Annotated in this window: 21 protein-coding genes; 15 read left to right on the plus strand and 6 right to left on the minus strand. The window is 55.7% G+C overall.

The window, feature by feature from the left end; translation table 11 throughout:
• Window positions 1-8: 8 nt before the first annotated feature.
• Both ACYVHX_RS06195 and ACYVHX_RS06200 read left to right on the plus strand, forming a co-directional pair.
• The gene (locus ACYVHX_RS06195) at window positions 9-1,571 is read left to right on the plus strand and encodes a flavin monoamine oxidase family protein (protein WP_460670759.1); all 1,563 of its coding nucleotides are present in this window, start codon (window positions 9-11) and stop codon (window positions 1,569-1,571) included.
• 39 nt (window positions 1,572-1,610) lie between these two features.
• A complete protein-coding gene (locus ACYVHX_RS06200; protein ID WP_460670760.1) occupies window positions 1,611-2,600 on the plus strand; it encodes a Hint domain-containing protein in 990 nt (329 codons plus the stop codon).
• Window positions 2,601-2,739: 139 nt separating this feature from the next.
• Here the strand turns inward: ACYVHX_RS06200 and ACYVHX_RS06205 are convergent, their stop codons facing one another.
• Window positions 2,740-3,507: an SDR family oxidoreductase gene (locus tag ACYVHX_RS06205; RefSeq protein WP_460670761.1), complete on the minus strand. Its 768-nt coding sequence runs from the start codon at window positions 3,505-3,507 to the stop codon at window positions 2,740-2,742.
• 195 nt (window positions 3,508-3,702) lie between these two features.
• Between ACYVHX_RS06205 and ACYVHX_RS06210 the strand changes: the two genes are divergently transcribed.
• From ACYVHX_RS06210 to ACYVHX_RS06220, 3 genes are all read left to right on the plus strand, one after another.
• Window positions 3,703-4,584: a sugar phosphate isomerase/epimerase family protein gene (locus ACYVHX_RS06210; protein WP_460670762.1), complete on the plus strand. Its 882-nt coding sequence runs from the start codon at window positions 3,703-3,705 to the stop codon at window positions 4,582-4,584.
• A gap of 116 nt (window positions 4,585-4,700) precedes the next feature.
• Entirely contained in the window at window positions 4,701-7,811 is a 3,111-nt protein-coding gene (locus ACYVHX_RS06215; protein WP_460670763.1) for a PVC-type heme-binding CxxCH protein, read from the plus strand.
• A 24-nt stretch (window positions 7,812-7,835) separates the two neighbouring features.
• Window positions 7,836-8,771, plus strand: coding sequence for a hydroxypyruvate isomerase family protein (locus ACYVHX_RS06220; RefSeq protein ID WP_460670824.1), 936 nt, complete (start codon window positions 7,836-7,838; stop codon window positions 8,769-8,771).
• A gap of 87 nt (window positions 8,772-8,858) precedes the next feature.
• On the opposite strand, the gene ACYVHX_RS06225 is transcribed toward ACYVHX_RS06220, so the two are convergent.
• The 3 genes from ACYVHX_RS06225 to ACYVHX_RS06235 all read right to left on the minus strand — a co-directional run bounded on the left by ACYVHX_RS06225 (window position 8,859) and on the right by ACYVHX_RS06235 (window position 12,275).
• On the minus strand, window positions 8,859-9,170 hold the full coding sequence (locus ACYVHX_RS06225; RefSeq protein WP_460670764.1) for an isoamylase early set domain-containing protein: 312 nt from the start codon (window positions 9,168-9,170) through the stop codon (window positions 8,859-8,861).
• A 251-nt stretch (window positions 9,171-9,421) separates the two neighbouring features.
• Entirely contained in the window at window positions 9,422-11,719 is a 2,298-nt protein-coding gene (locus tag ACYVHX_RS06230; RefSeq protein ID WP_460670765.1) for a TonB-dependent receptor, read from the minus strand.
• A gap of 190 nt (window positions 11,720-11,909) precedes the next feature.
• Complete coding sequence (locus tag ACYVHX_RS06235; protein WP_460670766.1) at window positions 11,910-12,275, minus strand: hypothetical protein; 366 nt, start codon at window positions 12,273-12,275, stop codon at window positions 11,910-11,912.
• A gap of 309 nt (window positions 12,276-12,584) precedes the next feature.
• On the opposite strand from ACYVHX_RS06235, the gene ACYVHX_RS06240 reads away from it, so the two are divergent.
• Together ACYVHX_RS06240 and ACYVHX_RS06245 are read left to right on the plus strand one after the other, a co-directional pair.
• Entirely contained in the window at window positions 12,585-13,778 is a 1,194-nt protein-coding gene (locus ACYVHX_RS06240) for a Gfo/Idh/MocA family protein (RefSeq protein WP_460670767.1), read from the plus strand.
• 197 nt (window positions 13,779-13,975) lie between these two features.
• Window positions 13,976-15,604 carry a sensor histidine kinase gene (locus tag ACYVHX_RS06245; protein ID WP_460670768.1) on the plus strand — a complete coding sequence of 543 codons (1,629 nt, stop codon included), beginning with the start codon at window positions 13,976-13,978 and terminating at the stop codon, window positions 15,602-15,604.
• Window positions 15,605-15,655: 51 nt separating this feature from the next.
• Here the strand turns inward: ACYVHX_RS06245 and ACYVHX_RS06250 are convergent, their stop codons facing one another.
• The gene (locus ACYVHX_RS06250) at window positions 15,656-18,157 is read right to left on the minus strand and encodes a PAS domain-containing sensor histidine kinase (protein WP_460670769.1); all 2,502 of its coding nucleotides are present in this window, start codon (window positions 18,155-18,157) and stop codon (window positions 15,656-15,658) included.
• Between the two features lie 176 nt (window positions 18,158-18,333).
• Window positions 18,334-19,065, minus strand: coding sequence for a GntR family transcriptional regulator (locus ACYVHX_RS06255; protein WP_460670770.1), 732 nt, complete (start codon window positions 19,063-19,065; stop codon window positions 18,334-18,336).
• Window positions 19,066-19,193: 128 nt separating this feature from the next.
• On the opposite strand from ACYVHX_RS06255, the gene ACYVHX_RS06260 reads away from it, so the two are divergent.
• The 8 genes from ACYVHX_RS06260 (at window position 19,194) to ACYVHX_RS06295 (ending at window position 26,965) form a co-directional block, all read left to right on the plus strand.
• Entirely contained in the window at window positions 19,194-19,985 is a 792-nt protein-coding gene (locus ACYVHX_RS06260) for an SDR family NAD(P)-dependent oxidoreductase (protein ID WP_460670771.1), read from the plus strand.
• Between the two features lie 176 nt (window positions 19,986-20,161).
• Entirely contained in the window at window positions 20,162-21,067 is a 906-nt protein-coding gene (locus ACYVHX_RS06265; protein ID WP_460670772.1) for an ROK family protein, read from the plus strand.
• Window positions 21,067-21,852 (plus strand): sugar isomerase domain-containing protein, encoded by a 786-nt coding sequence (locus ACYVHX_RS06270; protein ID WP_460670825.1) that lies wholly within the window; start codon window positions 21,067-21,069, stop codon window positions 21,850-21,852. Before ACYVHX_RS06265 ends, ACYVHX_RS06270 begins: the two co-directional genes overlap by 1 nt.
• Window positions 21,853-21,869: 17 nt before the next feature.
• On the plus strand, window positions 21,870-22,895 hold the full coding sequence (locus ACYVHX_RS06275; protein ID WP_460670773.1) for a methionine synthase: 1,026 nt from the start codon (window positions 21,870-21,872) through the stop codon (window positions 22,893-22,895).
• Between the two features lie 64 nt (window positions 22,896-22,959).
• On the plus strand, window positions 22,960-23,673 hold the full coding sequence (locus ACYVHX_RS06280) for a glycosyltransferase family 2 protein (protein ID WP_460670774.1): 714 nt from the start codon (window positions 22,960-22,962) through the stop codon (window positions 23,671-23,673).
• Between the two features lie 53 nt (window positions 23,674-23,726).
• Complete coding sequence (locus ACYVHX_RS06285) at window positions 23,727-24,602, plus strand: MBL fold metallo-hydrolase (protein WP_460670775.1); 876 nt, start codon at window positions 23,727-23,729, stop codon at window positions 24,600-24,602.
• Between the two features lie 56 nt (window positions 24,603-24,658).
• The gene (locus tag ACYVHX_RS06290; protein WP_460670776.1) at window positions 24,659-25,846 is read left to right on the plus strand and encodes an FG-GAP repeat domain-containing protein; all 1,188 of its coding nucleotides are present in this window, start codon (window positions 24,659-24,661) and stop codon (window positions 25,844-25,846) included.
• A 174-nt stretch (window positions 25,847-26,020) separates the two neighbouring features.
• The gene (locus ACYVHX_RS06295) at window positions 26,021-26,965 is read left to right on the plus strand and encodes a bifunctional helix-turn-helix transcriptional regulator/GNAT family N-acetyltransferase (protein ID WP_460670777.1); all 945 of its coding nucleotides are present in this window, start codon (window positions 26,021-26,023) and stop codon (window positions 26,963-26,965) included.
• Window positions 26,966-26,968: the final 3 nt, after the last annotated feature.

The raw sequence follows: 26,968 nt of genomic DNA on the forward strand, positions 1-26,968 counted from the left end.
TCATTCAGATGACCCGACGTACTTTTATTGAATCAACCGGAGCGACGTACGCAACCTTGCTGGCGTGGGGACTGCTGAAACCGGCACCTGCCGAAGCGTTTGATTTGCCCGCCAACGGCCTGAGAGACGGAAAAGCCCGCAAGGTGGTGATTCTCGGAGCCGGTTTAGCCGGGTTGACCACGGCCTACGAACTGGGAAAACTGGGCTACGATTGCACCGTGCTCGAAGCCCGCAGCCGGTCGGGAGGCCGGGTCTGGACGGTGCGCGGAGGGACGAAGGAAACCGAAATGGGCGGCCCCGAGCAGGTTTGTAAATTTGTTGATGGTCAGTATTTTAACGGGGGAGCCGCCCGGATTCCGCACAACCACCAGTTGACGCTGCACTATTGCCGGGAGCTGGGCGTGCCGCTGGAAATTTTCAACGGCTCCAACGAATCGGCCTGGTTGTATAACGAGGGCGGAACCGGGGCGCTGGCGAACAAACGGATGCGGATTCGGGAATACCACAGTGACCTGCGCGGGTACACCAGCGAACTGCTGGCAAAGGCGCTGGATCAAGCGTCGCTCGACCAGCAGTTGACGAAAGAAGACGTTGAGAAGCTGATTGATTTCCTGAAAAATGAAGGCGATCTGAACACCGGCAAACTCTACAAAGGCACCAACCGCCGGGGCTACAAAAATCCGCCCGGCGCGGGCACCGTTCCCGGCGATTTGACCGATCCCTACGGTTTAACGGAGTATTTGCGCTCCGGTTACATGCAGCCGGTTTTTTACAACAACGGGGATTATACGTTCGAGCAGCATTCGACGCTGCTGCAACCCGTAGGTGGGATGGACGCCATTCCGAAAGCATTGGAGAAAAAGCTGGGCGGCAAAATTCAGTTCAACGCGCCGGTGAACGAACTGCGGAAAACCGAAACCGGGGTGCGCGTGGTCTACCAGAAAGACGGAAAACCGGCCGAACTGACGGCGGAGTTCTGCGTTTGTACGCTGCCGTTACCGATTCTGAAAAAAATTGACTCCGATCTGTCGCCGATGGTGAAACGCTCGGCGGATTTTATACCGTACATGAAAACCGGCAAAATCGGTCTGCAGTTCAAGCGCCGGTTTTGGGAAGAAGACGAGGCCATTTACGGGGGCATTTCCCGGACCAACCTGGATATCAACCAGATCTGGTATCCGTCGTTCGGCCTGCTGGGGCAGAAAGGCGTATTGATCGGGTATTATAATTTCTACAGCCGCGCCGAAGCGGTGGGCGACCTGACACTGGCGGCCCGGGAAAAAATGGCGCTGGAGCAGGGCTATAAACTGCACCCCCAATACCCGCAGGAATTTGAAAACTCGTTTTCGCTGGCCTGGCAGAAAATCCCGTACAACGAAGGCGGCTGGGCGCTTTACGACGATGCGGTTCGCCGGAAATTTTACCCAGCGCTGCTCGAACCGGATGGCAACATCTACTTTGCGGGTGAGCACACCACGTACCTGACGGCCTGGATGGCGGGCGCGTTCACCTCCGCCCGGCGGGTGGTCGATGCGTTGCACGCCCGCGTCGGCGAATACACGAAGAAATAGTCTGGAAATCGAATAGCCAATCACAAGTCACGAACTAAAATGAAAACGAACCTACTCCGTCACTTTCTTTTGCTGTGTTGCGTAGCGGTTTTGCACCTGGTTTCGCAGGGTGCCTGGGCGCAAACCGCATCCATGTCGCTGGACCATTTGAAGGCCATCAAGGCGATCAAGATCGGAAACCTGGAAAAAGATACTTACTTCAAATCCGGCGACTTTATTCTGGATCGCTACGAGGAACGTCCGGCCTATGTCTTCAACTACAGTGACGGCATTCCCCGGAAAATTTACCTCTACAAGGTGTTCACGGCCGCCGATACGAAGGAGCTCGGTCTGCTGGCGGTTTACGAAAACGGCAAAACGAAAGAAACCAAACCGTTCGTAATTCCCGGGGCCAGCGCCGACCGCAAGGCCTGGGATGCCTACATCGATGATCTGAAGTACGTGGGTGAAAAAGAAGCCGGCCTGATGTCGGCGCTCGGTTTTGTGCTGTCGCGCGAAATGGCCCTACTGCTGGGCGGTGGCGGAGCGAAGGCAGAAGGCGGTGACAAGAAAAAGGAGGAATACAACTTCTGCTTCCCGGCGGATGCCGTGGTGACGCTGGCCGACCGGCAAACCAAAGCGATTCAGGACGTAAAACCGGGTGACGCGGTGATGGCCTACGATGCGAAAACCCACATGCTGGTCCCGACGAACGTGCAGCAGGTCAGCGTTCACGAAAAACCGGATCTGGCCGTTGCCGGTGTCTGGCTCACGCCGGCGGAAGAGGTTTCGGCCAGCCTGTCACTAACCAGGCCGGTTTTGCTGGAAGCGACCGCGAATCACCCGATTCAGACCGTTACCGGTGCCAAAAAACTGGGCGACCTGCGCACGGGCGATGTGTTGTACCGCTACGATGGCGCCAGCCGTTCGGTTTCCGCCTGGAAAGTTGCCGCTGTCCAGACCAACGTCCGGACGGTTCAGAAAGTGTACAACCTCATGACGGAGAAAGGCAGCTACCTGATCAACGAGGTGGTGGTACTGGATAAATAAATGGTATACGGTTTTTGGTATACGGTTTTCGGTTTCCGCTGGGCCATCGTTACGGTATCTGTCGGTTGATCGGAAGCGGGTGCTGATCAGCCGCAACGGCGTCAGTCACCGTAAACCCAAAACCGTATACCGTAACCGTTTACATCCCCCAGGCCGTCAGGCCACCATCCACTGCCAGCGTCTGGCCGGTGATGTAGCCCGCTGCGGGCGTGCACAAAAACGCGACGGCGGCTGCCACTTCGGCCGGTTCGCCGACGCGGCCCAAGGGCGTGCGGTTCAGGATTTTCTCTAAACGTTCGGGATTCGTTAAAACCGGTTCGGCCAGTGGGGTGCGGATGTACCAGGGAGCCACGGCATTGACCCGAATGCCGTCCGGTGCCCACTCGACGGCCAGGTTGCGCGCCAGTTGGTGCAGCGCGGCTTTGGTCATGCCATAAATCGAGCCGCTGCTCGTGTGCGTCAGGCCCGAAACTGACGAAACAAAGACAATGCTGCCGTTGCCGGATTCCTTCAGCAGGGGATAAGCCGCCTGACACAGTTCGTAGCCGGACCGCAGGTTGGTGTTCAGCAAATGATCGAAGTCGGCCGGGTGGTAGTCGATCGTTGCTTTGCGGATGTTGGTTCCGGCATTGTTGATCAGCAGATCCAGTTTGCCCCACCGGTTTTTAAGAACTTCGATCAGGTGCGCGTTCGCACCCGGCTGGCTAACGTCCGTCGCCAGCCCATCCACTGAAAAACCGTGTTCGCGGTAGTCCGCCAGTTGGCGTTGCAGCAGGGCGTTGTCGCGGGCCACAATAAACACTTCGGCCCCCAGATCGAGCAATTGCTTCACGATTGCTTCGCCGATGCCTTTGGTGCCGCCGGTAACCAGTGCGCGTTGGTGGGTGAGTTGCCAGGAAGGGGTCATAGAAGAAACAAAATTTGTTCAGGCCGGTAAGAAACGAACTCCCGCCGGGATTTTCCAAATCGGAACGCACAATCTGAGCGACGACCGGAAGGAGCGGACGGTAATCTTTGCCGAAAACCCATTAGTTTCTGGGGCTGAAACGCTTTTCAGGTTGACTTGAATAAAATAGGTGGCATGAACACGCGCAGGACCTTTTTGAAACGCACCCTTGGACTGGCCGGAGCCGCTGCCTGGGGTCTGGCCGCTAAAAAAGCGAAGTCACGGCTGGCCTTTTCCACGCTGGGATGCCCCAAATGGCCGCTGAGCCAGATTATTAAAACCGCCGTGACCGAAGGGTACGAAGCCATCGAAATCCGGGGGATTCAGGGGGAGTTGTTTTTGCCCAAATGCCCGGAATTCAGCACCCCGGCCCGCATCGCTGAAACCCGGAAACTCTTTGCCGACAATCGGTTGAAAATCTGCAACCTGGGCGCTTCGGCGGCCCTGCACGATGCGGATGGGCCCAAACGGCAGAAGAACCTGGACGAAGCCAAACGCTTCATCGATCTGGCGCAGGAACTCCGGTGTCCCTACGTGCGCGTGTTTCCCAACGATCTGCCAAAAGACCAGGATCGGGAAAAAACCATCAACCTGATTAGTGACGGCTTGCTGGAGCTGGGCCGCTACGCCCAGAAAGGCAGCACCACGGTTTTGCTCGAATCGCACGGTGAAGTGATCTGGAAAGATCTGTTGCTCCGGATCATGACGCAGGCCAACCATCCGAACGTGGGACTCATCTGGGATATTTTTAACATGTGGTCGGTTACCAAAGAGCCGCCCGCCGAGGTCTACCGGACGTTGCGAAAATACATCCGGCATGCCCACATCAAGGATGGCAACCTGGTCGATGGAAAACCGGTGTATACGCTGGTAGGAAAAGGCGTCGCGCCCCTACAGGAAGCCATCGACGCGCTGAAAGCCGGTGGTTATAAAGGGTATTACAGCTTTGAATGGGAAAAAATGTGGCACCCGGAAATTGCCGAACCGGAAATTGCCTTTGCCGATTACCCCAAAGCGATTGAACCGTACCTGAACTAAGACCTTCCGGAAACCAAAACCGGGGGCGGGTGAGCCCAGCGGACCCGGAAAAGTTTGCGGTTTTCTTACTACATTTACACCGTTTATTCCAACCCTTCTACCCTTACGGGAAGTTTATGATCCCAACTCGCTACTTTCAAAAAGTCCGGTTACCCCGGCGGGCGTTGGCTTTGTCAACCGCCGGTCTTCTGGCCGGGGGCGTTCTGGTTGGCGCCTGGCAAAATACGAACCTCAACCGGGCCTCCGCGAACTACCTCAACCGGCTCTTTGCCGGTCTTTCCGACGACGACAAGCGCGACCCGAAATACGCGGTCGGTAGCCTGAACGTGGCACCGGGTCTGGAAGCGAAGCTCTTTGCCGCCGAACCCATGCTGACCAACCCCACCAACATCGACGTCGATGCGCGGGGCCGCGTTTGGGTGTGCGAAGCCTATAACTACCGCGCCGGCATCAACGGTAATCCCACCCGCCCCGAAGGCGACCGCATCCTGATTCTGGAAGATACCAACGGCGACGGTCAGGCCGACGTCACCAAGACGTTTTACCAGGGGCCGGAGCTGGTTTCTCCGCTCGGCATCTGGGTGCAGGGCAACAAGGTGATTGTGTCGGATAGCCCGAATGTGTTTGTGTTCACCGACGAGAACGGCGACGATAAAGCCGACAAAAAAGAACTGCTGTTCAGCGGCATCAGTGGCGGTGACCACGATCACGGCATGCACTCGTTCGTGTTCGGTCCCGATGGAAAATGGTATTTCAATTTCGGGAACGAGGGCAAGCAGATTCTCGATAAAGACGGCAAGCCGATCATCGACCGCAGCACCGGCAAAGAAATCGATTTGAAAAACTTCCGGCAGGGCATGGTGTTTCGCTGCAATCCCGACGGCAGCGACATGGAGGTTCTGGGGCATAATTTCCGGAATAACTACGAAGTGGCCGTAGATTCGTACGGGGCTATGTGGCAGTCGGACAACGACGACGACGGCAACAAGGGCGTCCGGATCAATTACGTGATGGAATACGGGAATTACGGCTACACCGACGAAATGACCGGCGCAGGCTGGCGGGCCAACCGGACCAATCTGGAAGAAACCATTCCGTTGCGGCACTGGCACCTGAACGACCCCGGCGTGGTGCCGAACCTGCTGCAAACCGGCGCGGGTTCGCCCACGGGAATTCTGGTTTACGAAGGGAAACTGCTGCCGCAGGTCTTTCAGGGCCAGGTGATTCACTGCGACGCCGGCCCGAACGTGGTGCGTGCCTATCCGGTGACAAACGAGGGCGCGGGCTACAAAGCGACCATTGTGCCGGTTTTGGAAGGCGTCCGCGACCAGTGGTTCCGGCCTTCGGATGTGTGTGTCGCCCCCGATGGTTCACTCATCATCTCCGACTGGTATGATCCCGGCGTGGGAGGACACCAGGCCGGCGACCAAAACCGGGGCCGCGTCTACCGCGTTGCTCCGCCGAATACCCCGTATAAAATCCCGAAAATCGATCTGGCAAGCACCGCCGGAGCCATCGAAGCGCTGCAAAGCCCGAACATGGCGATTCGCTACGCGGCCTGGAACCACTGGCGCGAACTGGGGCCAAAAGCCGAAAAAGACCTGGCAAAATTGTATAAAACCGCAGCCGACCCGCGCATGAAAGCCCGGGCGTTGTGGCTCTTGAGCAAACTGGACGGTAAAGGCAAAAAATACATCGAAACCGCCCTGAAAGAATCGGATCCGAATCTGCGGATGGCGGGTTTGCGGGCGGCCCGGCAATTGAAAGGCGATGTAATTCCGTATGTGAAGCAACTGGTGAACGACCGCGATCCGCAGGTGTTGCGGGAATGCGCCATTGCGTTGCACCGGAATGCCTCCCCCGATGCCCCCGATCTGTGGGCGCAACTGGCGGCCCGGCACGATGGCAAAGACCGCTGGTATCTGGAAGCCCTCGGCATTGGCGCTGATGGCCAGTGGGATGCGTATTATGCCGCCTGGTTGAAACGCTCGGGCGATAATCCGCTGAGCACGGCGGGTGGCAAAGACATTGTCTGGCGGGCCCGCACCAAAGAGGCTGTTCCGATGCTGGCGCGGCTGGCGTCCGATCCACAGACCGACCTGACGGGGCGACTGCGGTATTTCCGGGCGTTTGATTTCAACCCCGGCACGACCGAAAAATCCAACGCCCTGCTCGGTATTCTGAAAACCAATCCGAACGACATTGAAATCAACAAGCTGGCCCTGCGCCACCTGGATCCGAATTTTGTGAGAAGCACGCCGGAAGCCATGGCTGCCCTGACGAAACTGCTGGACGATACCTACGGCAAGCCCGAATACATCGAAATGGTGAGCCGTTACGAACCGGTTTCCGAAAACCCGCGGCTGCTGGCCCTGAGTCAGAAGCAGTTCAACGAGATGACGGGCCGTGATGCCACCCGGCAATTGCTGAAACAGGGCGGTGGCAAAATGGTCTGGGAAGTCATCAACGGAAACAATCCGGAAGCCGCCGTGAACATGGCGTCGGCCCTGCGCTGGGTGGGCAGTAAGGAATCGCTGGAGATGCTGAAAACCGTGGCGCTCGACGAAAACCGGCCCTCGGCCCTGCGCCGGGAAGCCACGCGGGCCATTGGCGGCAGCAACGACGGCGAGGAACTGATCCTGTCGCTGCTGCGCTCGGGCCAGATCAAGGACGAATACAAGACGGCGGCCGTGCAGGGCGTGGCCAACACCTGGCGGAAGAAAGTTCGGATGGAAGCCGCCAGTTACCTGGACGGAGCCAAAGGCGGGGGCGGTAAGAAACTGCCCGCTATTCCGGAACTGCTGGCGATGACCGGCGACGCTGGCCGGGGTCTGAACGTCTTCAAAACCAATTGCTCGATCTGTCACCAGGTCAACGGCACCGGCATGGATTTCGGCCCGAAACTGTCGGAAATCGGCAGTAAATTGCCGAAAGAAGGGCAATACCTGGCCATTCTGTATCCCGACGCCGGAATCAGTTTCGGGTATGAAGGCTTCGAGGTTAAATTCAAGGACGGCAGCACGGTTTCGGGCATCATTTCGAGCAAAACCGAAACCGACCTGCAAATGAAGTTTCCGGGCGGGGTCGTGACCGATTACAAAATGAGCGACGTGGTTTCCATGAAACAACTGGATGCATCGATGATGCCTTCGGGTTTGCCGGAAAACATGTCGACGCAGGAATTGGTGGATTTAGTCGATTATCTAGCGAGTTTAAAAAGAAAATAAACACCTTCGTTTCTCTTCATTATGATTCAACGTCGCGATTTTGTCAAATCAACGTTAGGAATGGCCGGCGCTGCGCTGGCGGGCAATTCGTTGGCCGGTACCGAGCCAGCTCAACCGAAAACCGCAGCCAAAAACCAGTTCAAGCTGCTGTATGCGCCCCACTTTGGCATGTTTACGAACAGCGCCGGAAAGGACGTCGTCGATCAGCTGAAGTTCATGGCCGACAACGGTTTTATGGCGCTGGAAGACAACGGCATGATGGGCCGGCCGGTGGAGGAGCAGGAGAAAATTGCAAAGGAAATGAACCGCCTGGGCATGAAAATGGGCGTGTTCGTGGTCGATAAAGGCGGTAATGGCGCCAACACCCTCGCGGCCGGTAAGCAGGAGTTTATCGACATTTTTCTGGCGGGTTGCAAAAAAGCCGTGGAAGTGGCCAAACGCGTGAACGCCAAATACATGACGGTGGTGCCCGGCGATTTTCAGCGGAACCTGCCCATCGGGATTCAAACGGGCCACGTCATCGACGCCCTGCGCCGGGGTTCCGACATTCTGGCTCCGAATAACCTGACGATGGTGCTGGAACCGCTCAGCGATACGCCCAACCTGTTTTTACGGACGTCCGACCAGACCTACGAAATCTGCCGCGCCGTCAACAGCCCGGCCTGCAAAATTCTGTTCGATGTGTACCACATGCAGAAAAACGAAGGGCACATCATTCCGCACATCGACTGGTGCTGGAGCGAAATCGGTTATTTCCAGATTGGCGACAATCCGGGTCGGAAGGAGCCAACCACGGGCGAAATCAATTACAAAAACGTGTTCAAGCACTGTTACCAGAAAGCCAAAGCCGAAAACAAAGAGTTTATCTGGGGAATGGAACACGGCAATGCCTACCCCGGCAAGGAAGGCGAAACCGCCCTGATCAAAGCCTACGTCGAGTCCGATAGCTTTACGGTTTAGTCCGGACGAACCCACGAAAAAAGCCCGACCATCCGGCCGGGCTTTTTTCTGAGTATTGTTTCTGCGCAACCCTTCAGGAAGACCTGATTACAAAGCAACCACTGAATTGTCGTCCGATGAAACACCGCTGCCCGTATACTTATCGGCTTCCGGGTCATTCACCCATTTTTCGCCGTCGATCAGGTAGCGAAACTGCGTGTCCTGGCCAACGGGGAGTTCAACCGTAGTTTTATAAGATCCGTCTTTTTGTTTCTTCAGAGCAGTAGCTGACGCATCCCAGCCGTTAAAATCACCAACTAGGGCAACCTCTTTGGCGCCATTCACAGCGTCAGCGGGCAGCGTAAACGTTACTTTGCAAATTGTAGGCTTGCTTTTTACATACTGTTTTGCAAGTGCCATATTGAGTAGAGTGTTTGGTTTACGGTTGTAAATTTATACGAAAAGAATAGTAAAGCAATGGTTATCAAACTATTAAAACTAAGCTTTCTTGTAAATGTTCTATTGTTCGGCGCAATAATTTAAAAAGCCGCAAAAGAAAACCTACTTTTTGTCATAAAACCGCTTCTTTTTTAAAATGTTTGAAGAGGGAATTAATTGTCAGCTAATTGTAAGACAATGATTGGCCCGCAACCGTTGCAATGGTTCTTTTCTTACTGAATCGTATACCGCATACCCAGAAAACCGCGAATGCCCTGATTGGGCGCAAAAACGTAATTGGGGTCGAACGTCAGCCGGTAGGGGTTGTCGGGGGTGGCTATCACCTGACCGTCGGCCCCGAAACTAACGCGTTTGTCGAACGGGTCGTTGGCGCGGGCGATGCTGTTGGCCGGGGGCGTAAAATTGAGCAGGTTTTTAAGGCCGCCATAAATTTCAAAACCGCTGTCGAACCGCTTGGTTAACTGGATGTTCTGAATGCTCCAGGTGGGCGAATACAGCGGTCGAGGGTCGTCGGAACTCAGCAGCGGCAACCGCATCGGGCCGTACAGATTGCCCGTATAATCCGCCGACAACCCGCGTCCGAAATCGTAGGAAACCGTCCAGGTACCGGTAATTCGCTCGGTCAGCAACTGCCGGGTTTTGATGGCCTGGCCGTCGGCCCCGTCCTCCACTTTGTAAACGTCCATGAGCGTAAAACCGGCGTTTACTTTCAGCGGGAACGTAAAACTGGCATCCAGGTTGACGCTGACACCCTTGGAAGTCGAGTGCCCTTTCAGGTTGTCAAAGAAGATTTTGTTGGGGTCGGTTTCGTAATCGGCAATGATGCGGTTGGTGAAGTAGGTGTAAAACAGCGATGCGTCGATGTTCAGAAAACCGCTGCCGAACACCATGAGTTTGGTGTAATTCAGGTTCACGTTCCAGCTGCGTTCGGGCTTCAGTTCATCCTGGACCACCACCTGCCGCGCGCCCGTCAGGGCCGCGTGATCTTCCGTAAACAGGTTGACGACCCGGTAGCCGGTTCCGGCGTTCAGCCGGATCACGTTGTCTCTGTTGGGCGACCATTTGTACGAAAATCGGGGGGTCAGGATGTTTCCGTGCCGCGAATTGTAATCGTAGCGCACCCCAACCAGCAGTTTGTGCTGGTCGTTGAACGTAAACTCGGGCTGGGCAAAAATACCGGGCAGCACCGTGCGATCGGGCTGGTTGACGGGCCGCAGCGAGTCGCCGGTTTGGGTCGCGGGCGTGCTGTCGTCGTAGAACGTATACCGAAACGGCGTTCCGACCAGCAGACTAAAGTGGTTATTGAATTCCTTGTTCCAGAGCAGTTGCGCAAAGAAAATCCGCTGGGTAGCCATGAACGGCGTGGTGCCGTAATAGGAGTTCTGGTTGTGGCTGTTGAACGACGATTGCAGCGTGATGTTTTCGGTAGTCGGCAGTTGGTACGCACCGATCAGTTCCAGGCGTTTGGTGTAAATGCTTTCGGCGTACAGACTGTCGGTGCCGCGCAAAACCGGGGTCCAGTTGGTTTGGCCTCCCCAGCGGTTTTCGTAAAAATACCGGGCGGCAATGCTCGCCAGGCGGTTTTCTTTCCGCTCAAACTGCCATTTGTTAAACACCGAAATCCGGTGTTGCAGCGTCACGTCCGTAAATCCGTCGCCGTTTTTATCAATGGGCTTCTGGTAATTGTAGTAGTTCAAGCCGATCAGCGAATTGGCCGTTCCGGCCCGAAACTTCACGCCCAGATCGGCATTGTATTCCTGCCAGCTAGTACCGAACACGTCGGCCGTCAGGACCGGCGCTTTCAGCGGGTTTTTGGTGATGATGTTGATCAAACCGGCCACGGCCTCCGAACCGTATAGCGTCGATGCCGGCCCTTTCACCACCTCAACCCGCTCGACCAGTGAGTTGGGAATGCCGGACAAACCGTAAACCGTTGACAGCGAACTGACAATCGGCATGCCGTCGAGCAACACCATCGTGTAGGGCCCTTCCAGCCCGTTGATGTGAATGTCGCCGGTGTTGCAGACGTTGCAGTTGAGCTGGGGCCGCACGCCGTTGATGTTCTGGAGCGCGTCGTAAATGTTGGGCGTGGGGTTTTTCTGGAAAAATTTCGGGGTGTAAATCTCCACCGGAACCGGACTGTCGAGCTTGGAAACTTCCTTCATGGTGCCGGTAATGACGACTTCGCCTAAGGTGTTGGCCGCTTCTCGCAGATCGACCGTCTGGCGCAGGGTTTGCCCCGCCGTCAGCACGACGGTTTTCTGAACGGTTTCAAAGCCAACCTGCGAAATAACCAGTTGGTAGCGCCCGGCCGGAATGCCGGTTAGGCGGTAAACCCCCGCCGTGTCGGTCAGGGTGCCGAAGCGGGTGCCTTTCAGCGCCACGGTGGACAGTTCGAGCGGTTTCTGTTTTGAAAAAACCGTCCCTTCAACGGTGGCCGTCGATTGAGCCTGTGCCAGGCGGACACAGAACCCAATAAAAAGAAGCGATACGTATATCGTTTTTTGCATGGTTGTCTTGAATCGATAAAAAGGAGAGATGAGCACAAGCCCGTCGGATCTTTAAGCCCTGACAGGGTTTGGGTATTCCCGCTGGCCAGCCATGAACCGGGATGCCGCTGAGTACAAACCAGCGATCACCGAAAGTAATGGCAATTGGGCAGGGAATACGGATCGCGCAGTGCGACGAAACAGAACGGCATTATCCGACAACCGGCGGACCGCGATGGGAGAAATACGGAAAGAAATGGGACTGGATGGATTCGTAAACCGCCAGCAGACGAAGCGTACGCGGAGCACTCAGCAGGGCACAGACAAACACCAGGGGGACCAGACCGTCATACAGGACGTTGGTACACTGTTCGAGCCAGAACAGCTCCGCGCTGGTGTGGGTGTTGGGCTGATACGGACTGTCACCAATGGGTTTGAACGGGTGCGCGTGAACGACGATCCGCCCGCTGGCCAGCCGGTGCGCATGCCGGAAAACCACCGAATTAACCAGCATCAAGCTGAACAGGATCAGCAGGAAACGGGCAATTTGTCGACGATAAACCGGCAACCGGTGCATGGCTCTTGATAACAAGTTGAAGGTTACCGCGGTAACCATTTTAGCAAATATAGGAATTAGATTTAGACTTGTCTAAATTTTTTACGCGATTCGTTTGCTTGCCACATTATTTCGATCTTTTCCCCAAAAAAAGGATCGCGCTGGTTATATTTGACAGAAGCAGCTTGAAGGCAAACCGGATTACCGGCGCGGTATCAACTGCTGAAAGCTAAAGGTCGAAGGAATCTTCTGGCTTTCACGTTTGCAATTAGTATTTCCCATTTTACATTTAGCGTTTTCTTTATAAATCCTTACTTTCCCTGCAACATCATGCGAAACATTGCCATGCTGGGTTCCGGTTTTATTGGCCGGTTCTACGCCGAATCCATTCACGGTCAACGGGGGCGCGACCGCGTGGTGGCCATCTACGCCCGGCGCGAAGAAAGTGCTAAAAAATTTGCCGACGACTACGGCTGTTCCATCTGGGGAACCAACATGGAAGAGGTGATTGCTCATCCGGACGTTGATATGGTTTGCGTTGCGCTGCCCAACAACCTGCACGAAGCCGCCGTGTTGTTGTGCGCCAAACACCAGAAAGCCGTGGTGAGCACCAAACCGCTGGGCCGCAACGGTGCGGAAGCCTTGCGGATGCTGAAAGCCGTGGAGGAAGCCGGTATTTTTGCCGGTTATCTGGAAGACCTGTGCTACACGCCGAAATTCCTGAAAGCGCTGGAAAGCGTCAAAAACGGTGCTTTGGGCCGCATTCTCTGGGCCAAATCGCGCGAAACGCATCCGGGTCCCCACAGCGACTGGTTTTGGGATAAGGAGCAGGCGGGTGGAGGCTGTATGCTCGACCTCGGTTGCCACTGCGTAGAGATTTCCCGGAATTTCATCGGCAAAGACGTAAAACCGGTCGAAGTGATGTGCTGGGCGGCCACGCAGGTGAAACCCATTGACGCGGAAGACCACGCCATTGCGCTGGTAAAATACGAAAACGGCGCCATCGGACAGTTTGAAGTGAGCTGGACGTTCCGCGGTGGGATGGACCTGCGCGACGAGGTGATGGGCACCGAAGGCACGATCTGGATCAATAATTTTCTGCGGACCGGTTTTGAAATGTACACCAGCGGCAAAGGCGCCAACTACGTAGCCGAAAAAGCGGAAAGCACGTCGGGCTGGCTTTTTCCGGTGGGCGACGAAGTCAATGATCTGGGCTATAACCACATGTTTACGGACATGTTCAACGCTGCCGACTCTGGGCGCGAACCCGCCGAAACGTTCTACGATGGTTACGTGGTCAATGCGGTGCTGGACGCAGCTTACCGGTCGGCCGAAACCAAACAGTGGGAGCCGGTACACCTGCCCGTCTGGCGCGGTCGGGAGGGCTTGACGCAGGAATCGACCCTGGTGGAGTACGACGAAAATTACTACCTGATCAAGGAGGAAGTGACGCACGACGGTCGGCACAAGGTCATTCTGAAGGACAAGCAAACCGGCCGGATTTCGGAGCGTGATCTGACTTGAGAAATTTCATACGTTTCCGGTTTTCAGTATTCGGTATACGGTTTTTGGCATACGGTTTTTGGTGACTGGCGCGTTCATCACCGCAAGCGCCAGTTCCGGCGGGGGAGATGCACCGTAGCGACGGCCCGGCGAAAACCGTATACCGAATACTGAAAACCGTATACCGTAAACCATCAACCCTTCGACCCAACACCTGATTGGCAACTCTAACAACCCCGGCCGGCCGTTCTTCGGGGCTGGTTTTTACGCATTTACCCGGTTTTGCCAAATTCCTGCTGGAACAGCATCTGGCGGAGTTTAGCCAGGAATTGCTGCGTTTGTTTCAGGAAGTGGACATTCCGATGCTGGCGTTTTTTAAGACACTGCCGCCGGAACAGCTGGCGCAGATCGCGAAAGACTCGGCGGTGGTGCTGCTCACCAGCTTTGCCGAAAACCGGGCCGATGGCCACATGGATGCCACGTTGCAGCGTTGGGTGCAGGACCAATTGCAGGGCCTCGACCGCAACCAGATTGCCACCCGGGATATTGCCCTGATGGGCTACGTCCGGAAACAGGCCATGTTGACGTTTCTGGCGCATTACACCACCAATCCGGCGGAACTCATCGGGCTGGTTCGGGAAATGGACCGGTACACGATGGAACTGGCCAGCCGCGCTTTCGAGATTTACATTTCAATCTTACACGAAAAAATTGATGAGCAATTCCACTTCAACGAGAAGCTGACCGACACTTCGCCGGGCGTCATTTACGTCTTCGATCTGATTGACCGAAAGGAGCTGTTCACCAACCGCAAGGTAGAACCCATGTTGGGCTATACGCCCGAAGAAATCCACGACATGGGCGATTTGTACCTGCAAACCGTGCATCATCCGGACGATATTCCGCAGATTCTCGCCCATCTGGACTCGTTTGTCACCACAAAAGATGGGGAAGTCCGGACGTTTGAACACCGGTTGAAAGACAAAACCGGCCGGTTTCGCTGGATGCGGAATTACGAGTCGGTTTTTCGGCGCCAGCCCGATGGAAAACCCTGGCAGATCATCGGCCTGGCGCTGGACATTGAGCTGGAAAAACAGAGTGTGCTGCTGGCCGACGAAAAAAAACGGCAACTGGAGCAGTCGAACGCCAGTTTGCAGGAGTTTGCCTACATTGCCAGCCACGACCTGAAGGAGCCCCTGCGGAAAATTACCACCTTCGGGGAGCGGCTGCTGATCAGCCAGCAGGAGAAAATTGACGCCAGCGGAAAACTGTATCTGTCGAAGATTATGGATGCGGCCCAGCGGATGCACACCCTGATTGACGATGTGCTGTCGGTTTCGCTGATTTCGGCGAACCAGCGTTTTGAAAACCAAAGTTTGCACCTGATTCTGAACGACGTTCTGCAATCCCTTGAACACAAAATCGAACAGGTGAAGGCCGAGGTACACGCGGAAAATCTGCCTGCGGCTCCCGTGGTAGCGTCGCAGTTCCGGCAACTCTTCCAGAACCTGTTGACGAATGCGTTTAAATTTTCCCGAAAAGACATTCCGCCGGTGATTCGGATTACGCACCGGTTTTTGGCACCCGACGAAAACCGCCCGCCCGGTCTGACGGCGGGCCGGCCGTATCTTGAACTGAAAATTGCCGATAACGGCATCGGTTTTGACAACCGCTATGCCAGCAAAATCTTCGCCATCTTCCAGCGGCTGCACGTCCGGAAAGAGTTTGAAGGCACCGGAATCGGTCTGGCCATTTGTAAAAAAATCGTCGAAAACCACGGTGGCGTCATCACCGCCAGCGGTTTTCCGAACCAGGGCGCAACTTTTACCATTGTCATTCCGGCCTGAGGCTCTGAGCGGCTGCATCCGTGACGCCGGTTTTCAGGGCAATGCGGTTTTTCAGGCCGACAGATAAACGGTGAACGTGGCGCCCTGCCCCGGTTCGCTGGTGGCAGTAATGGCTCCTCCGTGATTCTCGACCACCTTCTGGCAGATTGCCAGACCAACGCCCGTGCCGGCGTACTCGGTTTTGCCGTGCAACCGTTGAAACACCTGGAAAATCCGGCGGGTGTACTTTTGGTCAAAGCCAATGCCGTTGTCAGCGACGTCAATCTGAAAGTAATTGGCCGCCATCCGGGTCGGGTTGATGCCAAACGGCAACTGGGTCCCGGGCACCACCTGGCACCGGATCTGAATGAGGGGAGTCGTCTCTTTCCGGTGAAATTTCAGCGCATTGCTGAGCAGATTCTGGAACAGTTGCCCCAACTGCACCGCATCGCCCCGGATCGTGGGCAGCGCATCAATCACGACATCGGCGTTGGTTTCCCCGATCACCAGTTCCAGATCGGTCAAGACATTTTTCACCACCTGATCGAGATTGACCCAGGCATTCACCTCCCGCTGCGTCGAGATGCGCGAAAAGGACAGCAAATCCCGGATCAGCAGCGACATGCGGCTGGCGGCAACCTGCATGCGTTCGAGGTAGCCGATTCCTTCGCCCAGCTGCGTCTGGTACTGGCTTTTCAGGAGGTCGCCAAATTGCTGCACTTTGCGCAGGGGCTCCTGCAGGTCGTGGGAGGCAATGTACGCGAATTGTTCCAGATCCAGGTTGGAGCGGGTTAAAAGCTGGTTGGACTCCGACAAATTGTCGATTGTTGCCGCCAGCTCTTCGTTGGCCGCGGCCAGTTCTTCATTGGCAGCCGCCAGCTCTTCATTGGCCGCGGCCAACTCCAGCGTTCGCTCGTCCACCTGACGTTCCAATTCGATGGACAGGTTTCGGTACCGGTTTTCACTGGCTTCCAGGGCTTGCTGCGTCCGCACCAGATCCGTTATTTCGGCGGCCGTATTCATTACTCCGTAAACCCGGCCATCCTGATCAAACAGGGGGGTAAAGCTGTATTTGAAGTAAAAAGGCTGCAAGCGTCCGTCCACCACCAGATCAACCCGCTGGTTGTTGGCATGGAACGCAACGCCCGTCGTATAAACGCCGTCCAACTGCTCATAAATCTGCTGATCGGCCAGTTCGGGCAAAACATCCGCGTAGCGTTTTCCGATGACGTTGTTTCCTTTTCCCCACACATCCAGAATGGATTGATTGGCAAACTGGATTTCCATCTGACGGCCAATGTAAACCCCGATCGGGAAGGGCGCGCTGACCACCAGGCTCCGCAGACGGGATTCGCTGTTTTCCACGACTTGCCGGTTCCGAACCTGCTGAGTAACGTCGGTGGCCACGACCAGAATTTCCACGACGGGACCGGTTTCGGTTTCGCGCCGGGGTTGGTACGTCAGATCGACATAGATTGTTTCGTAGTGATTTTGCCGAATCAAATCCACGGCCACCTCTTTCGCAATATACGGTTTGCCGGTTTTGACGACTTCCCGCAGCAAATCGTCAAAACCCTGCCCGGCCAGTTCCGGCAGGGCTTCCAGCAGGGATTTTCCCACCAGCTGCTCGGGAGAACGTCCGACCAGAAAACCGTAAAAGGGATTCGCCATGCGAAACGTCAGCTTATCGACTCCAAGGATGGCGACTCCGACGGGTGATTGCTCGAAAAGCGCCAGCAACTGCTGCCGGCTCTCCTCAATCCGCTGCTGGGTCAGCACCTGATCGGTTACATCGATGGCCATGTTCATGATGGCGTAGATTTCCCCGGCTGAGTTGCGCAGTGGCTTGTACGTGAAATCAAAATAAAACTCTTGGATCGTGCCGTCAATGTCCAGCTTACACGGCATTGCTTTGGCGGTATAGATTTCGCCGGTGCCGTAAATTCGGTTCAGAATGTCCAGAAAAGGCTGATTCACCAACTCGGGAAGAGCTTCCTGGATGGGCTTCCCGATTACCGACCAGCCTTTGCCCCAGATGGTAATCATGACCTGATTCGCCATTTCCACCCGGAGTTCCGGACCCACGAAAACGCAGGTTGCCACCGGCGCTTCTTCGATCAGGCTATGGAACCGGGCTTCACTTTCCTGCACCTGCTGGCGGGCCAGTACGTGCTCGGTTTCATTCTGCGCCGTACCCGAAAAGCGGTAGGCCGTCCCTTCGGCATCGAAATAGGCTTTGCCTTTGCAATGAATCCAGCGGATTTGCTGATCGGTGGCCCCGAGCGTGCGGAACAGAATATCGTACTGACCCTTGGATTGGGGATTCAAAGCCCACTGAACCGCGTTCCTGACCCGCTCCTGATCCTGAGGGTAGACAAACGCCAGCACCTCCTGATACGGAACGACATCGTCCTTCGGAAAGCCGTAAAGTTCTTTACAGCGCTCATCCCACCAGACCCGCTGGTTCTGAATATCAAAATCCCAGGTGCCGATTCCGGCAGCTTGGAGGGCAAAAGTTAACCGTTCGTTTTGGGCGGTTGTATCGTGATCGAAGGGCGCTTTCTGGCCAGACATCTAAACAAGGGTATTGATCCGTACGCGTATTAACTCACGAGACGGCTGGTTGGTTGGGTTATTGGTGGTTGTTTTGGACAAATAACCACGTTTATTCGCTGTCGACCGGCGCGCTGACCCGGCAGGCAGGAAGGGCAGGTGCTTTTCGGACGGCCGCTGACCCGGACTCCGGCGGCTCAGAATCGTCCGTGCAGAATGTAACGGTCGGTCCGGGCGTAGAGTGATGAATAAAAGCTAAAGTCGGGGCGATTGGTATCGAGCCGTTTGTCGAGCCGCAGCACGGGCGTGTTTGCCGCTACGCCCAGTTGCCGCGCCAGATCCCCCTCGGCCGTAACGGCCAGCACCTTCTGTTCCCCGCCTTTCACCAGCAAACCGTATTTGGTCCGGAGCAAATCGAACAGCGAACGGTTTTCGAGCCGCTGGCGCGAAAAACCGGGTAAGTAGCGGTTCGGCAGAATAATCTTTTCAAAAAAAACCGGCTCCTCTTCCACCGCCCGCAAGCGTTCGAAAAAATAAAAACCGGCTTTCAGATCGTCTTCGGTAGGCGTAAACAGAAAGTCGTCCGGAAAAGCATGCAGCCGGGGTTTGGTCAAAATGGTGGTTGACATCCGTTCGGATTTCGTCGCATTGGCCGTGTTGGCCAGCCGTCCGACAATCGACATAACGCCCAGCCCAATCGGTAGAGGCTGAACGATACTGCCTTTACCCTGGTGTTTGCGGATGTAGCCGTCCTGCACCAGCAGCCCCAGCGCCTGCCGGATGGTTGGCTGGGTCAGCCGAAACTGATTCTGCAGGTCTTTCTCGGAGGGCAGCAGATCACCGGATTTATAATCGCCCCGGATAATTTGCTGGCGGAGCGATTCGTACAGGTACTGGTACTGCGGAATACGGGTTGGCCGATCGTTCATAGAGGATGGTTGTTGGCGACAAGTTACGAAAAACGGGCCGAACAGAAACTTATTATAATAAGTCATTGCAATCCTGAAATTGCCTTTATACCTTCGTCGTCGGGATTTTTTCCGGCTAAAATTAGAATATGGACCAACTCTGGCTGGCAAATAAACGGATTGTGGTGGTGGGCGGTACAACGGGTCTGGGTTTGTCGGCAGCCCAGGCGTTTGTCGGGCAGGGCGCGCGCGTGATCGTGGTCGGGCGGAATGAAGAAAGTTGCCAGGCCGCCGAAGCGCAGCTGGGCGGTTTTGGCCTGGCGCTGAACGGCGACGCCACCGATCCTGCAACGGCCATCTCGGCCATTGCGCTGTGCCGGGGCGAATACGGCGGTTTTGACGGTTTATACCACGTGGCCGGCGGCAGTGGCCGACGGTTTGGCGACGGTCCGCTGCACGATCTGACGCTCGAAGGCTGGAACAAAACGGTGGAATTGAACCTGACTTCGCTGATGCTGTCCAATCAGGCGGCTGTGCAGGCATTTCTGGAGCAAAAAACCGGCGGGACGATTCTCAACATGGGGTCGGTGCTGGGCTTTTCGCCGTCGCCGAAATACTTTGTTACCCACGCCTACGCGGCTACCAAATCAGCCATCATCGGGTTTACGAAATCCATTGCCGCCTATTACGCCCAACACGACATCCGGGTGAATGTGCTGGCCCCCGCCCTGGTGGAAACGCCGATGGCGCAGCGGGCCGCCAATGACGAAATCATCCTGAATTTTATCGGCACCAAACAGCCGCTGGACGGTGGCCGGATTGGTCAGCCCACGGACCTGGATGGAGCCGCTATCTATTTTATGTCCGATTATTCCCGGTACACCACCGGTCAGGTGCTGGCGGTCGATGGCGGCTGGGTCGTGAGCGAAGGGCAATACTGAGAACGGTGTACGGTTTTCGGTATACGGTTTTCGGTGGGCTGACGCATTCATTCCTGAATAGCGAATAATGAACGGCCCTGGTGAGAAACCACACCGTAACGACGGCCCGGCGGAAATCAAAAACCGTATACCGAAAACCGTAAACTGAAAACCGTATACCAACAAACCGTAAACAAATGCAGTCAATCGGCATCGACATCGGTGGAACGCGCATCAAAGGCGTGTTGCTGAATGCGGAAACCGGCGAAGTGGTGCACCGGGTCATCAGCCCGACCAACGACGGGCTGGAAGGCCAGTGGAAAACCGCCGTGGCCGACGTATTTCAGCAGTTGAAAGCCGCGTCCACGGCGTCGTTGGCGGGCGTTGGGCTGTCGGCGCCGGGTTTGCCAACCCCTGCCAACGACGCCATTGCCTGCATGCCGGGGCGGTTGCCGGGTCTGGAGGGATTGGTGTGGTCCGACTTTCTGGGCGAACCGGTGCAGGTGCTGAACGATGCCCACGCGGCCCTGATGGCCGAAGCCCGCTACGGAGCCGCCCGCAACATCCGGCACGCGCTGATGCTGACCCTCGGTACGGGCGTGGGGGGCGGTTTGCTCATCGACGGAAAACTGTACCAGGGCTATTACCAGATGGCCGGTCATCTGGGCCACCTGTCCGTCGATGCCGACAGCAACCAGCTGGGCATTACCGGCACACCCGCGAACCTGGAAGACGCCATTGGCAATGCCACGGTTTCCCGGCGGTCGTACGGGCGGTATGCAATGACGTACGAACTGGTCGAAGCCTACCGCCAGCACGAACCGCTGGCGACGCTGGTCTGGCTGACGTCCGTGCGGCAACTGGCCGTGACGCTGGCCGGACTCGCCAATGCGTTTTCGCCGGAAGTTGTTGTGCTGGGCGGAGGGATTACGCAGGCCGGGGAAGCTTTGTTCGGGCCGTTGCAGTCGTTTCTGGATTTATTTGAATGGCGCCCGGCGGGCAAAAAAACAACGGTTCGCAAAGCTCATTTTGAAGACTGGGCCGGGGCCATCGGTGCGGCCGGTTTTGCGGTTCCATTGACTAGCGAGATACATACCCTATGATGATACAATCGTACCTGAACAAATGCCGCCAACTGGTTGATACCGTGGAGCGGCAGACTACGCAATTGCAACAGGCAGCCCACTGGTTTGCCGACACCATACTGGCGGGCCGGATGGTGCACGTTTTTGGCTCGGGCCACAGCCGGATCATGGTCGAGGAAATGTGGCCGCGCTACGGTTCGTTTCCCGGTTTTAATCCGATTGTCGAGTTGTCACTTACTTTTCATAACCTGGTGGTGGGGGCCAACGGACAGCGGCAGGCAATGTTTCTGGAAAACGTCTCCGGCCTGGCCGAGCGGATTTTGCGCAATTACGACCTGTCGGAGCAGGATTCGGCCCTAGTGATCTCGTCGAGCGGCTGCAATGTAGTGCCCATTGAAATGGCCGAGGAATTCCGGAAACGGGGGGTAAAAGTGGTGGCGCTGATCACGAAAGAACATTCCGACCGGAGCACCAGCAAACGGAAAGACGGGCTGAAACTGAGCGATTTTGCCGATCTGGTGCTGGACACCGGCGCGCCCGTCGGGGATGCGATGGTGACGGTTCCGGGCCTGGAAACGCCGGTTGCTCCCGGCAGTACCGTGGGCGGGGCCCTGATTATCAACAGCATCAAAGCCGAGCTGGCCCGTTTGCTGACCGAAGCGGGTCAACCGCCGAAAGTGCTGACTGCCGGTGTTGTTGTTGGCTCGGAACGGGCCACCGAACTGTTTGAGTCGGCCTATGACGAACACGCCCACCGGCTTTCAAAACTATACGCCGAGGTTGGCGCTTTACGTACCCACTGATTTTAGACCCCTACTCCATGCAACCCAGACCCATCCGCACAACCGTCGTTGGCAGCTACCCGTTTCCGGGCTGGCTCGAATTTGCTTCCCAGAATCTTGATCAGTTTGGCCCCGCCGACGTGGAAGAAATGATCGAAGACGCCGTTATTGCGGCTGTTCACGACCAGACGACCGCCGGTTTGGACGTCATTACCGACGGGGAGCAAACCCGGCTGGATTTCAATCTGTCGTTTTACGGTTACATCAAAGGACTCCAGCCGAATCATGCGGAAACCCGGAAATTCGGGCCGCCCGCCCACGACCAGCGCGGCAAGCATTCCATTGTTGAAGAATTGACGGCTCCGAACGGCCTGGGTGCGGTGAAAGAATACCAGCGGTTGAAAAGACTTGCTCCGGTAGGCCCAACCCTGAAAGCGTCCATTCCGGGGCCGTATACCCTGAGCGGCCGGATGCTGCCGAACGATCGCTACAAGGACCGCTACGACATCACGGAAGCGCTGTTGCCGTTCGTTCGGGACGAACTGGAAAAGTTGGTGGCGGCTGGTTGTGAGGAGATTACCGTCGATGAGCCGTCGATGTCGTGTTATGCCTACAAGGAAGATACGAAGCGGTTTGTCGATATTTTTAACCGAACGGTTGCGCCGGTGGTCGGGAAATGCCGCCTGTCGACGCACCTGTGTTTCGGGAACTTCAAGGGCCGGCCGGTGGGCTACCGGAAAATTCACCCGATGCTGCCGGACTTTCTGGATCTGGCGGTCGATGAAGTCCACGTTGAAATGGCAAACCGGGAATTCGATGAAATTGAACGGATTGCGGAGTTTGCGCAAAAAATGGACGTTGCAGTCGGCATCATCGACGTGAAAAATTATTACATCGAAACCGTGAAAGACGTCGTTGAGCGGATCGAAACCTGTCTGAAACACATTCCGGCCGAGAAATTAGCCGTTGCGCCCGATTGCGGTTTGAGCCAAACGGCCCGCTGGGCGGCTCGTCAGAAGCTGATCAACCTGGTGGCGGGGGCGGAGAAAGTCCGCCGGGGCTAATCCGTCAAAACCCCAACGCATGGTTTAGAGTTGTTACCTCAGAAGCCAATCAAACGTGTGGGGTATGGAGACGACGAAATCGGGAGTGAGTTGCATCATTCCGTTTTACAACGAAGGAGAATGCATTTTTTCCGTGCTGGAAATCGTGACGAGCCTGAATTCCTTCGACCAGATTATTTGCGTCGATAATGGTTCGCAAGACGATACGCTGGCCCGCATCCGGCAACGGTGGCCGCGCATTACGGTCATGCGGATGGCTGAAAATCAGGGAAAAACCGCAGCCGTTAAACGCGCCCTGCAGGCTGTCGAATCGCCGTACGTGATGCTGATGGATGCTGATTTGCGGAGCATCGATCCGGATGAACTGGCGCAAATCGTCCGGACGGTAGGCGAGTGCCCGGAAGTGGATATGATCATTCTGCGCCGGTTGCATGCCGAATGGTTTGTGAAGATGAACCGGGCCGATATTCTGTTTTCCGGCGAACGCATTCTGCGCACTGCGGATCTGACTGCCATTTTACAGGGACCGGTGGACGGTTTTCAGCTGGAAATGGCAATCAATCAATACATGGGCAACCATCAGAAGGAGGTTCGCTGGGTACCGTGGTCGGCGCGAAATACGTACAAATTAGCAAAGAACGGTCCGGTAGAAGGCTTTTACAAGGATGTAATGATGTACGCCGGGGTTTTGCAGTACGTCGGTTTGCTTAATTTCCTGCGGCAAGTTGCCAATTTTGCCCGAAAACCGCTACCGGGCCGTCCGGTTTTACGGACGTAAGTCATTCGTTTTCAGTCGGGAAGCGGACATGGAAGGCTGACACCATACAGACTATGAAGGAATTAATTCCCGCTTTTCAAAAACAGCAAGCTTTCCTGACGGACCTGGAAACCGCTCGTTCGGAGCCAAATCAACTGCACATCTGGTGGCTGGGGCAAAGCGGTTTTTTGCTTCAATGGCAGGGTCGGCGACTTCTGTTCGATCCGTATCTCTCGGATTCGTTGTCGGTTAAATACGCCAATACCGATAAACCGCACGTCCGGATGTCGGAACGGGTGGTCGATCCGGCTTGGTTGACGGGTATCGATGTAATTACGTCCAGTCACAACCACACCGATCATCTGGATGCCGACACCCTGCTGCCCTTGTTCAGGGCCAATCCCGCCAGCCGGTTTATCATTCCGGAAGCAAACCGGGCGTTTGTGGTCGATCGGCTGCAATGCGATCCGGGTTTTCCGACCGGGCTAAACGACGGCGAAACCGTAGAAGCGGGCGGTTTTACGATCCATGGCGTTCCGGCGGCTCACAATACCGTGGAGCGCGATGCACAAAACCGGTGCAAATTCATGGGCTTCGTGGTGCAGGCCGGACCGTGGACGCTCTACCACAGCGGGGACACCCTTTGGTACGATAGCCTGGTTGATGTCCTGAAACCGTATCAAATTGACGTTGCCTTTTTGCCCATCAACGGCAACAAACCCGAACGGCGGGTGGCCGGAAACCTCAATGCCGAGGAGGCCGCCCGGCTGGGTCGGGAGATGGGTGCTGGTCTGGTTATTCCGCACCACTATCATCTGTTTGAATTCAACACCGAAGATCCGGCCAACTTTGTTCGGGAAGCCGAGCGGCACCAGACCCCTTACTACGTGATGCAATTGGGTGAGCACTGGCGCGGTCAGAAGGATTCGAAACCGGCTATTGATTATTGAGTACCGAATGCCGAATATTGGAGAACGTCTAGCCACAATCCCTGCCTTTCTTCACCATGAAAAAATTAGCCGTTTTAGTCCTGCTTGCTGCCCCGCTCTACGCCCAAAAACCGAACTTCACCGTTCAGGTCGTTGATAACCAGATTGATATTGGGTACGGACTGGCCATTGGCGATGTCGATGGCGACCGAAAACCGGACATTCTGATGGCCGACCAGAAAGAAATTGTCTGGTACCGGAATCCCGGAAAACCGGGTGATGTCTGGCAACGGCACGTCATGGCCCAGAACCTGACTCCGCAGGATAACGTCTGTATTGCGGCCCGCGACATCGACGGCGACGGGAAGGTCGAAGTGGCCGTTGGTGCGGGCTGGAATCCTTCCGAAACCAATGATACCACCAAATCCGGGGCGGTTTTTTACCTCATCCGCCCCAGCGATCCAACGAAAACCTGGGAAGCGGTTCGGCTGCACCACGAAATCACGACGCACCGGATGCGCTGGGCGCGCGTGGCCCCCAATCGGTACCAGCTGATTGTGGTGCCGCTGCACGGCCTGGGAAACAAAAACGGCGAAGGGCGCGGAGTGCGGATTCTGGGGTATGAAAAACCGAAAAATCCGCGCGATCCGTGGCCGATGCAACTGGTCGATTCGACCATGCACCTGACGCACAATTTTGAAATCTGGGAAGATGGGGCCGAAACCCGGGTGCTGATCGGAAGCAAGGAGGGCGGAAAAACCGTCGCGTTCAAAGGCGGAAAATGGGCTCCGGTCGATCGCTGGATTGGTGCGGGAAACGGCATGGGGGAAGTCCGGCGCGGTTTTCAAAACGGCAAAGTCCCGTTTGTGGCCGCCGTGGAGCCCATGCACGGTAATAAACTGGTGGTCTACAAAAACGGCCCGATTGCCGACGCCCCGGATAAACTGATGTACGGCGTTCAGCAAACACTGACTGAACAACTGAGCCAGGGCCACGCGCTGGCCTGCGGAGATTTTCTGAAACTGGGCGTGGATCAGATTGCCGTCGGCTGGCGGAATCCCAACGCCGAGAAGAAAGTGGGCGTCCGCTTGTTTGTACCGGACAAAACGCTGCATACCTGGCAGGAACACGTGCTGGACGATAGCGTAATGATGGCCGCCGAAGACCTGCAGGCCGCTGATCTGGACGGCGATGGCGACCTGGATGTGATTGCTTCCGGCCGGGCGACCCTGAACGTGCTCATCTACTGGAACCAGTCAAAGTAAAGCCCGCACGGAAACGGTCCGTTTAATTCGTCTGACTCTTGTGCTCAATCCGTGTTTCGATCTACCCAAAAGGCTAGACTCTAAATTAAAATTTGCTGCCAGTTGACGGTTTGAAATTTATGATTCATATTTGCGTAATCAATTACGTAATTAAAAACATAAACCAATACGGATATGGACTTAATGGCACAACTGGGGCCACTGGCGTTTGGAAGTCGGCTCCGGCGACTCAGTGATCTGATTTCCAAACAGGCGTCGGCGGTTTATCAGGCATCGGGCATTGACTTTGACCCCAAATGGTTCACGCTTTTCTACTTACTGTCCCGAAAATCGCCCCTGAGCGTGACCGAAATCGCGGAAGAACTCGGTTTTTCGCATCCGGCTATCATTCAACTGGCGCGCGAACTGGAACAGGCCGGTTTGATTGAGTCGGCTAAATCGGGCAAAGACAGTCGGAAGCGGCTGTTATCACTCAGCGGGAAGGGGCGGAGTCTGCTGCCGGAACTGGAGAAAATCTGGCAGGCCATCAATGAGTTAAACACGAAACTCATCAGCCAGCAGCGCCATAACCTGATTTTCGCGATGGAAGAAATGGAAGAAACGCTGGCGGAAGAGCATTACCTCAGCCGCTTCAAAACCTATTTCAAGATGAAACAGCTCGACGAAATTGAAATTCTGGATTTTGCTCCGGCCTACCGGGAGCAGTTCAAACAGTTGAACCTGGCCTGGATCGAAAAATATTTCACGGTGGAAGAACCGGACATCCGAGCCCTGAGCAATCCGGAAAGCTACATCATCGCCCGGGGCGGCCGGGTGTTTTTTGCTCGCTACGGTTTCGAAATTGTCGGTACCTGCGCCCTGTTAAAGGAAAATGACGACGTTTTTGAACTGGTCAAAATGGCCGTGGCACCGGAAGTCCAGGGCAAGCAGATCGGCAAAAAACTCTGCGTTCACGCCGTAGAAACCGCCCGGCAGCTGGGCGCCAAACAGGTTTATCTGGAGTCGAATACCCGCCTGACACCCGCCCTGGAGTTGTACAAAAAAGTCGGTTTTTACAAAGTCGAATCCACCCCCTCGCCGTATCAGCGCTCGAACATTCGAATGCAGATTGATTTGTAGGCC

Source organism: Larkinella ripae (genome assembly GCF_054780775.1).

Excerpts from the sequence above, each read along its gene's own strand:
- ACYVHX_RS06195 (WP_460670759.1), top strand. The coding sequence starts at position 9 with ATGACCCGACGTACTTTTATTGAATCAACCGGAGCGACGTACGCAACC.
- ACYVHX_RS06200 (WP_460670760.1), top strand. The coding sequence starts at position 1,611 with ATGAAAACGAACCTACTCCGTCACTTTCTTTTGCTGTGTTGCGTAGCG.
- ACYVHX_RS06205 (WP_460670761.1), bottom strand. The coding sequence starts at position 3,507 with ATGACCCCTTCCTGGCAACTCACCCACCAACGCGCACTGGTTACCGGC.
- ACYVHX_RS06215 (WP_460670763.1), top strand. The coding sequence starts at position 4,701 with ATGATCCCAACTCGCTACTTTCAAAAAGTCCGGTTACCCCGGCGGGCG.
- ACYVHX_RS06225 (WP_460670764.1), bottom strand. The coding sequence starts at position 9,170 with ATGGCACTTGCAAAACAGTATGTAAAAAGCAAGCCTACAATTTGCAAA.
- ACYVHX_RS06230 (WP_460670765.1), bottom strand. The coding sequence starts at position 11,719 with ATGCAAAAAACGATATACGTATCGCTTCTTTTTATTGGGTTCTGTGTC.
- ACYVHX_RS06235 (WP_460670766.1), bottom strand. The coding sequence starts at position 12,275 with ATGCACCGGTTGCCGGTTTATCGTCGACAAATTGCCCGTTTCCTGCTG.
- ACYVHX_RS06240 (WP_460670767.1), top strand. The coding sequence starts at position 12,585 with ATGCGAAACATTGCCATGCTGGGTTCCGGTTTTATTGGCCGGTTCTAC.
- ACYVHX_RS06250 (WP_460670769.1), bottom strand. The coding sequence starts at position 18,157 with ATGTCTGGCCAGAAAGCGCCCTTCGATCACGATACAACCGCCCAAAAC.
- ACYVHX_RS06255 (WP_460670770.1), bottom strand. The coding sequence starts at position 19,065 with ATGAACGATCGGCCAACCCGTATTCCGCAGTACCAGTACCTGTACGAA.
- ACYVHX_RS06260 (WP_460670771.1), top strand. The coding sequence starts at position 19,194 with ATGGACCAACTCTGGCTGGCAAATAAACGGATTGTGGTGGTGGGCGGT.
- ACYVHX_RS06265 (WP_460670772.1), top strand. The coding sequence starts at position 20,162 with ATGCAGTCAATCGGCATCGACATCGGTGGAACGCGCATCAAAGGCGTG.
- ACYVHX_RS06270 (WP_460670825.1), top strand. The coding sequence starts at position 21,067 with ATGATACAATCGTACCTGAACAAATGCCGCCAACTGGTTGATACCGTG.
- ACYVHX_RS06275 (WP_460670773.1), top strand. The coding sequence starts at position 21,870 with ATGCAACCCAGACCCATCCGCACAACCGTCGTTGGCAGCTACCCGTTT.
- ACYVHX_RS06280 (WP_460670774.1), top strand. The coding sequence starts at position 22,960 with ATGGAGACGACGAAATCGGGAGTGAGTTGCATCATTCCGTTTTACAAC.
- ACYVHX_RS06285 (WP_460670775.1), top strand. The coding sequence starts at position 23,727 with ATGAAGGAATTAATTCCCGCTTTTCAAAAACAGCAAGCTTTCCTGACG.
- ACYVHX_RS06290 (WP_460670776.1), top strand. The coding sequence starts at position 24,659 with ATGAAAAAATTAGCCGTTTTAGTCCTGCTTGCTGCCCCGCTCTACGCC.
- ACYVHX_RS06295 (WP_460670777.1), top strand. The coding sequence starts at position 26,021 with ATGGACTTAATGGCACAACTGGGGCCACTGGCGTTTGGAAGTCGGCTC.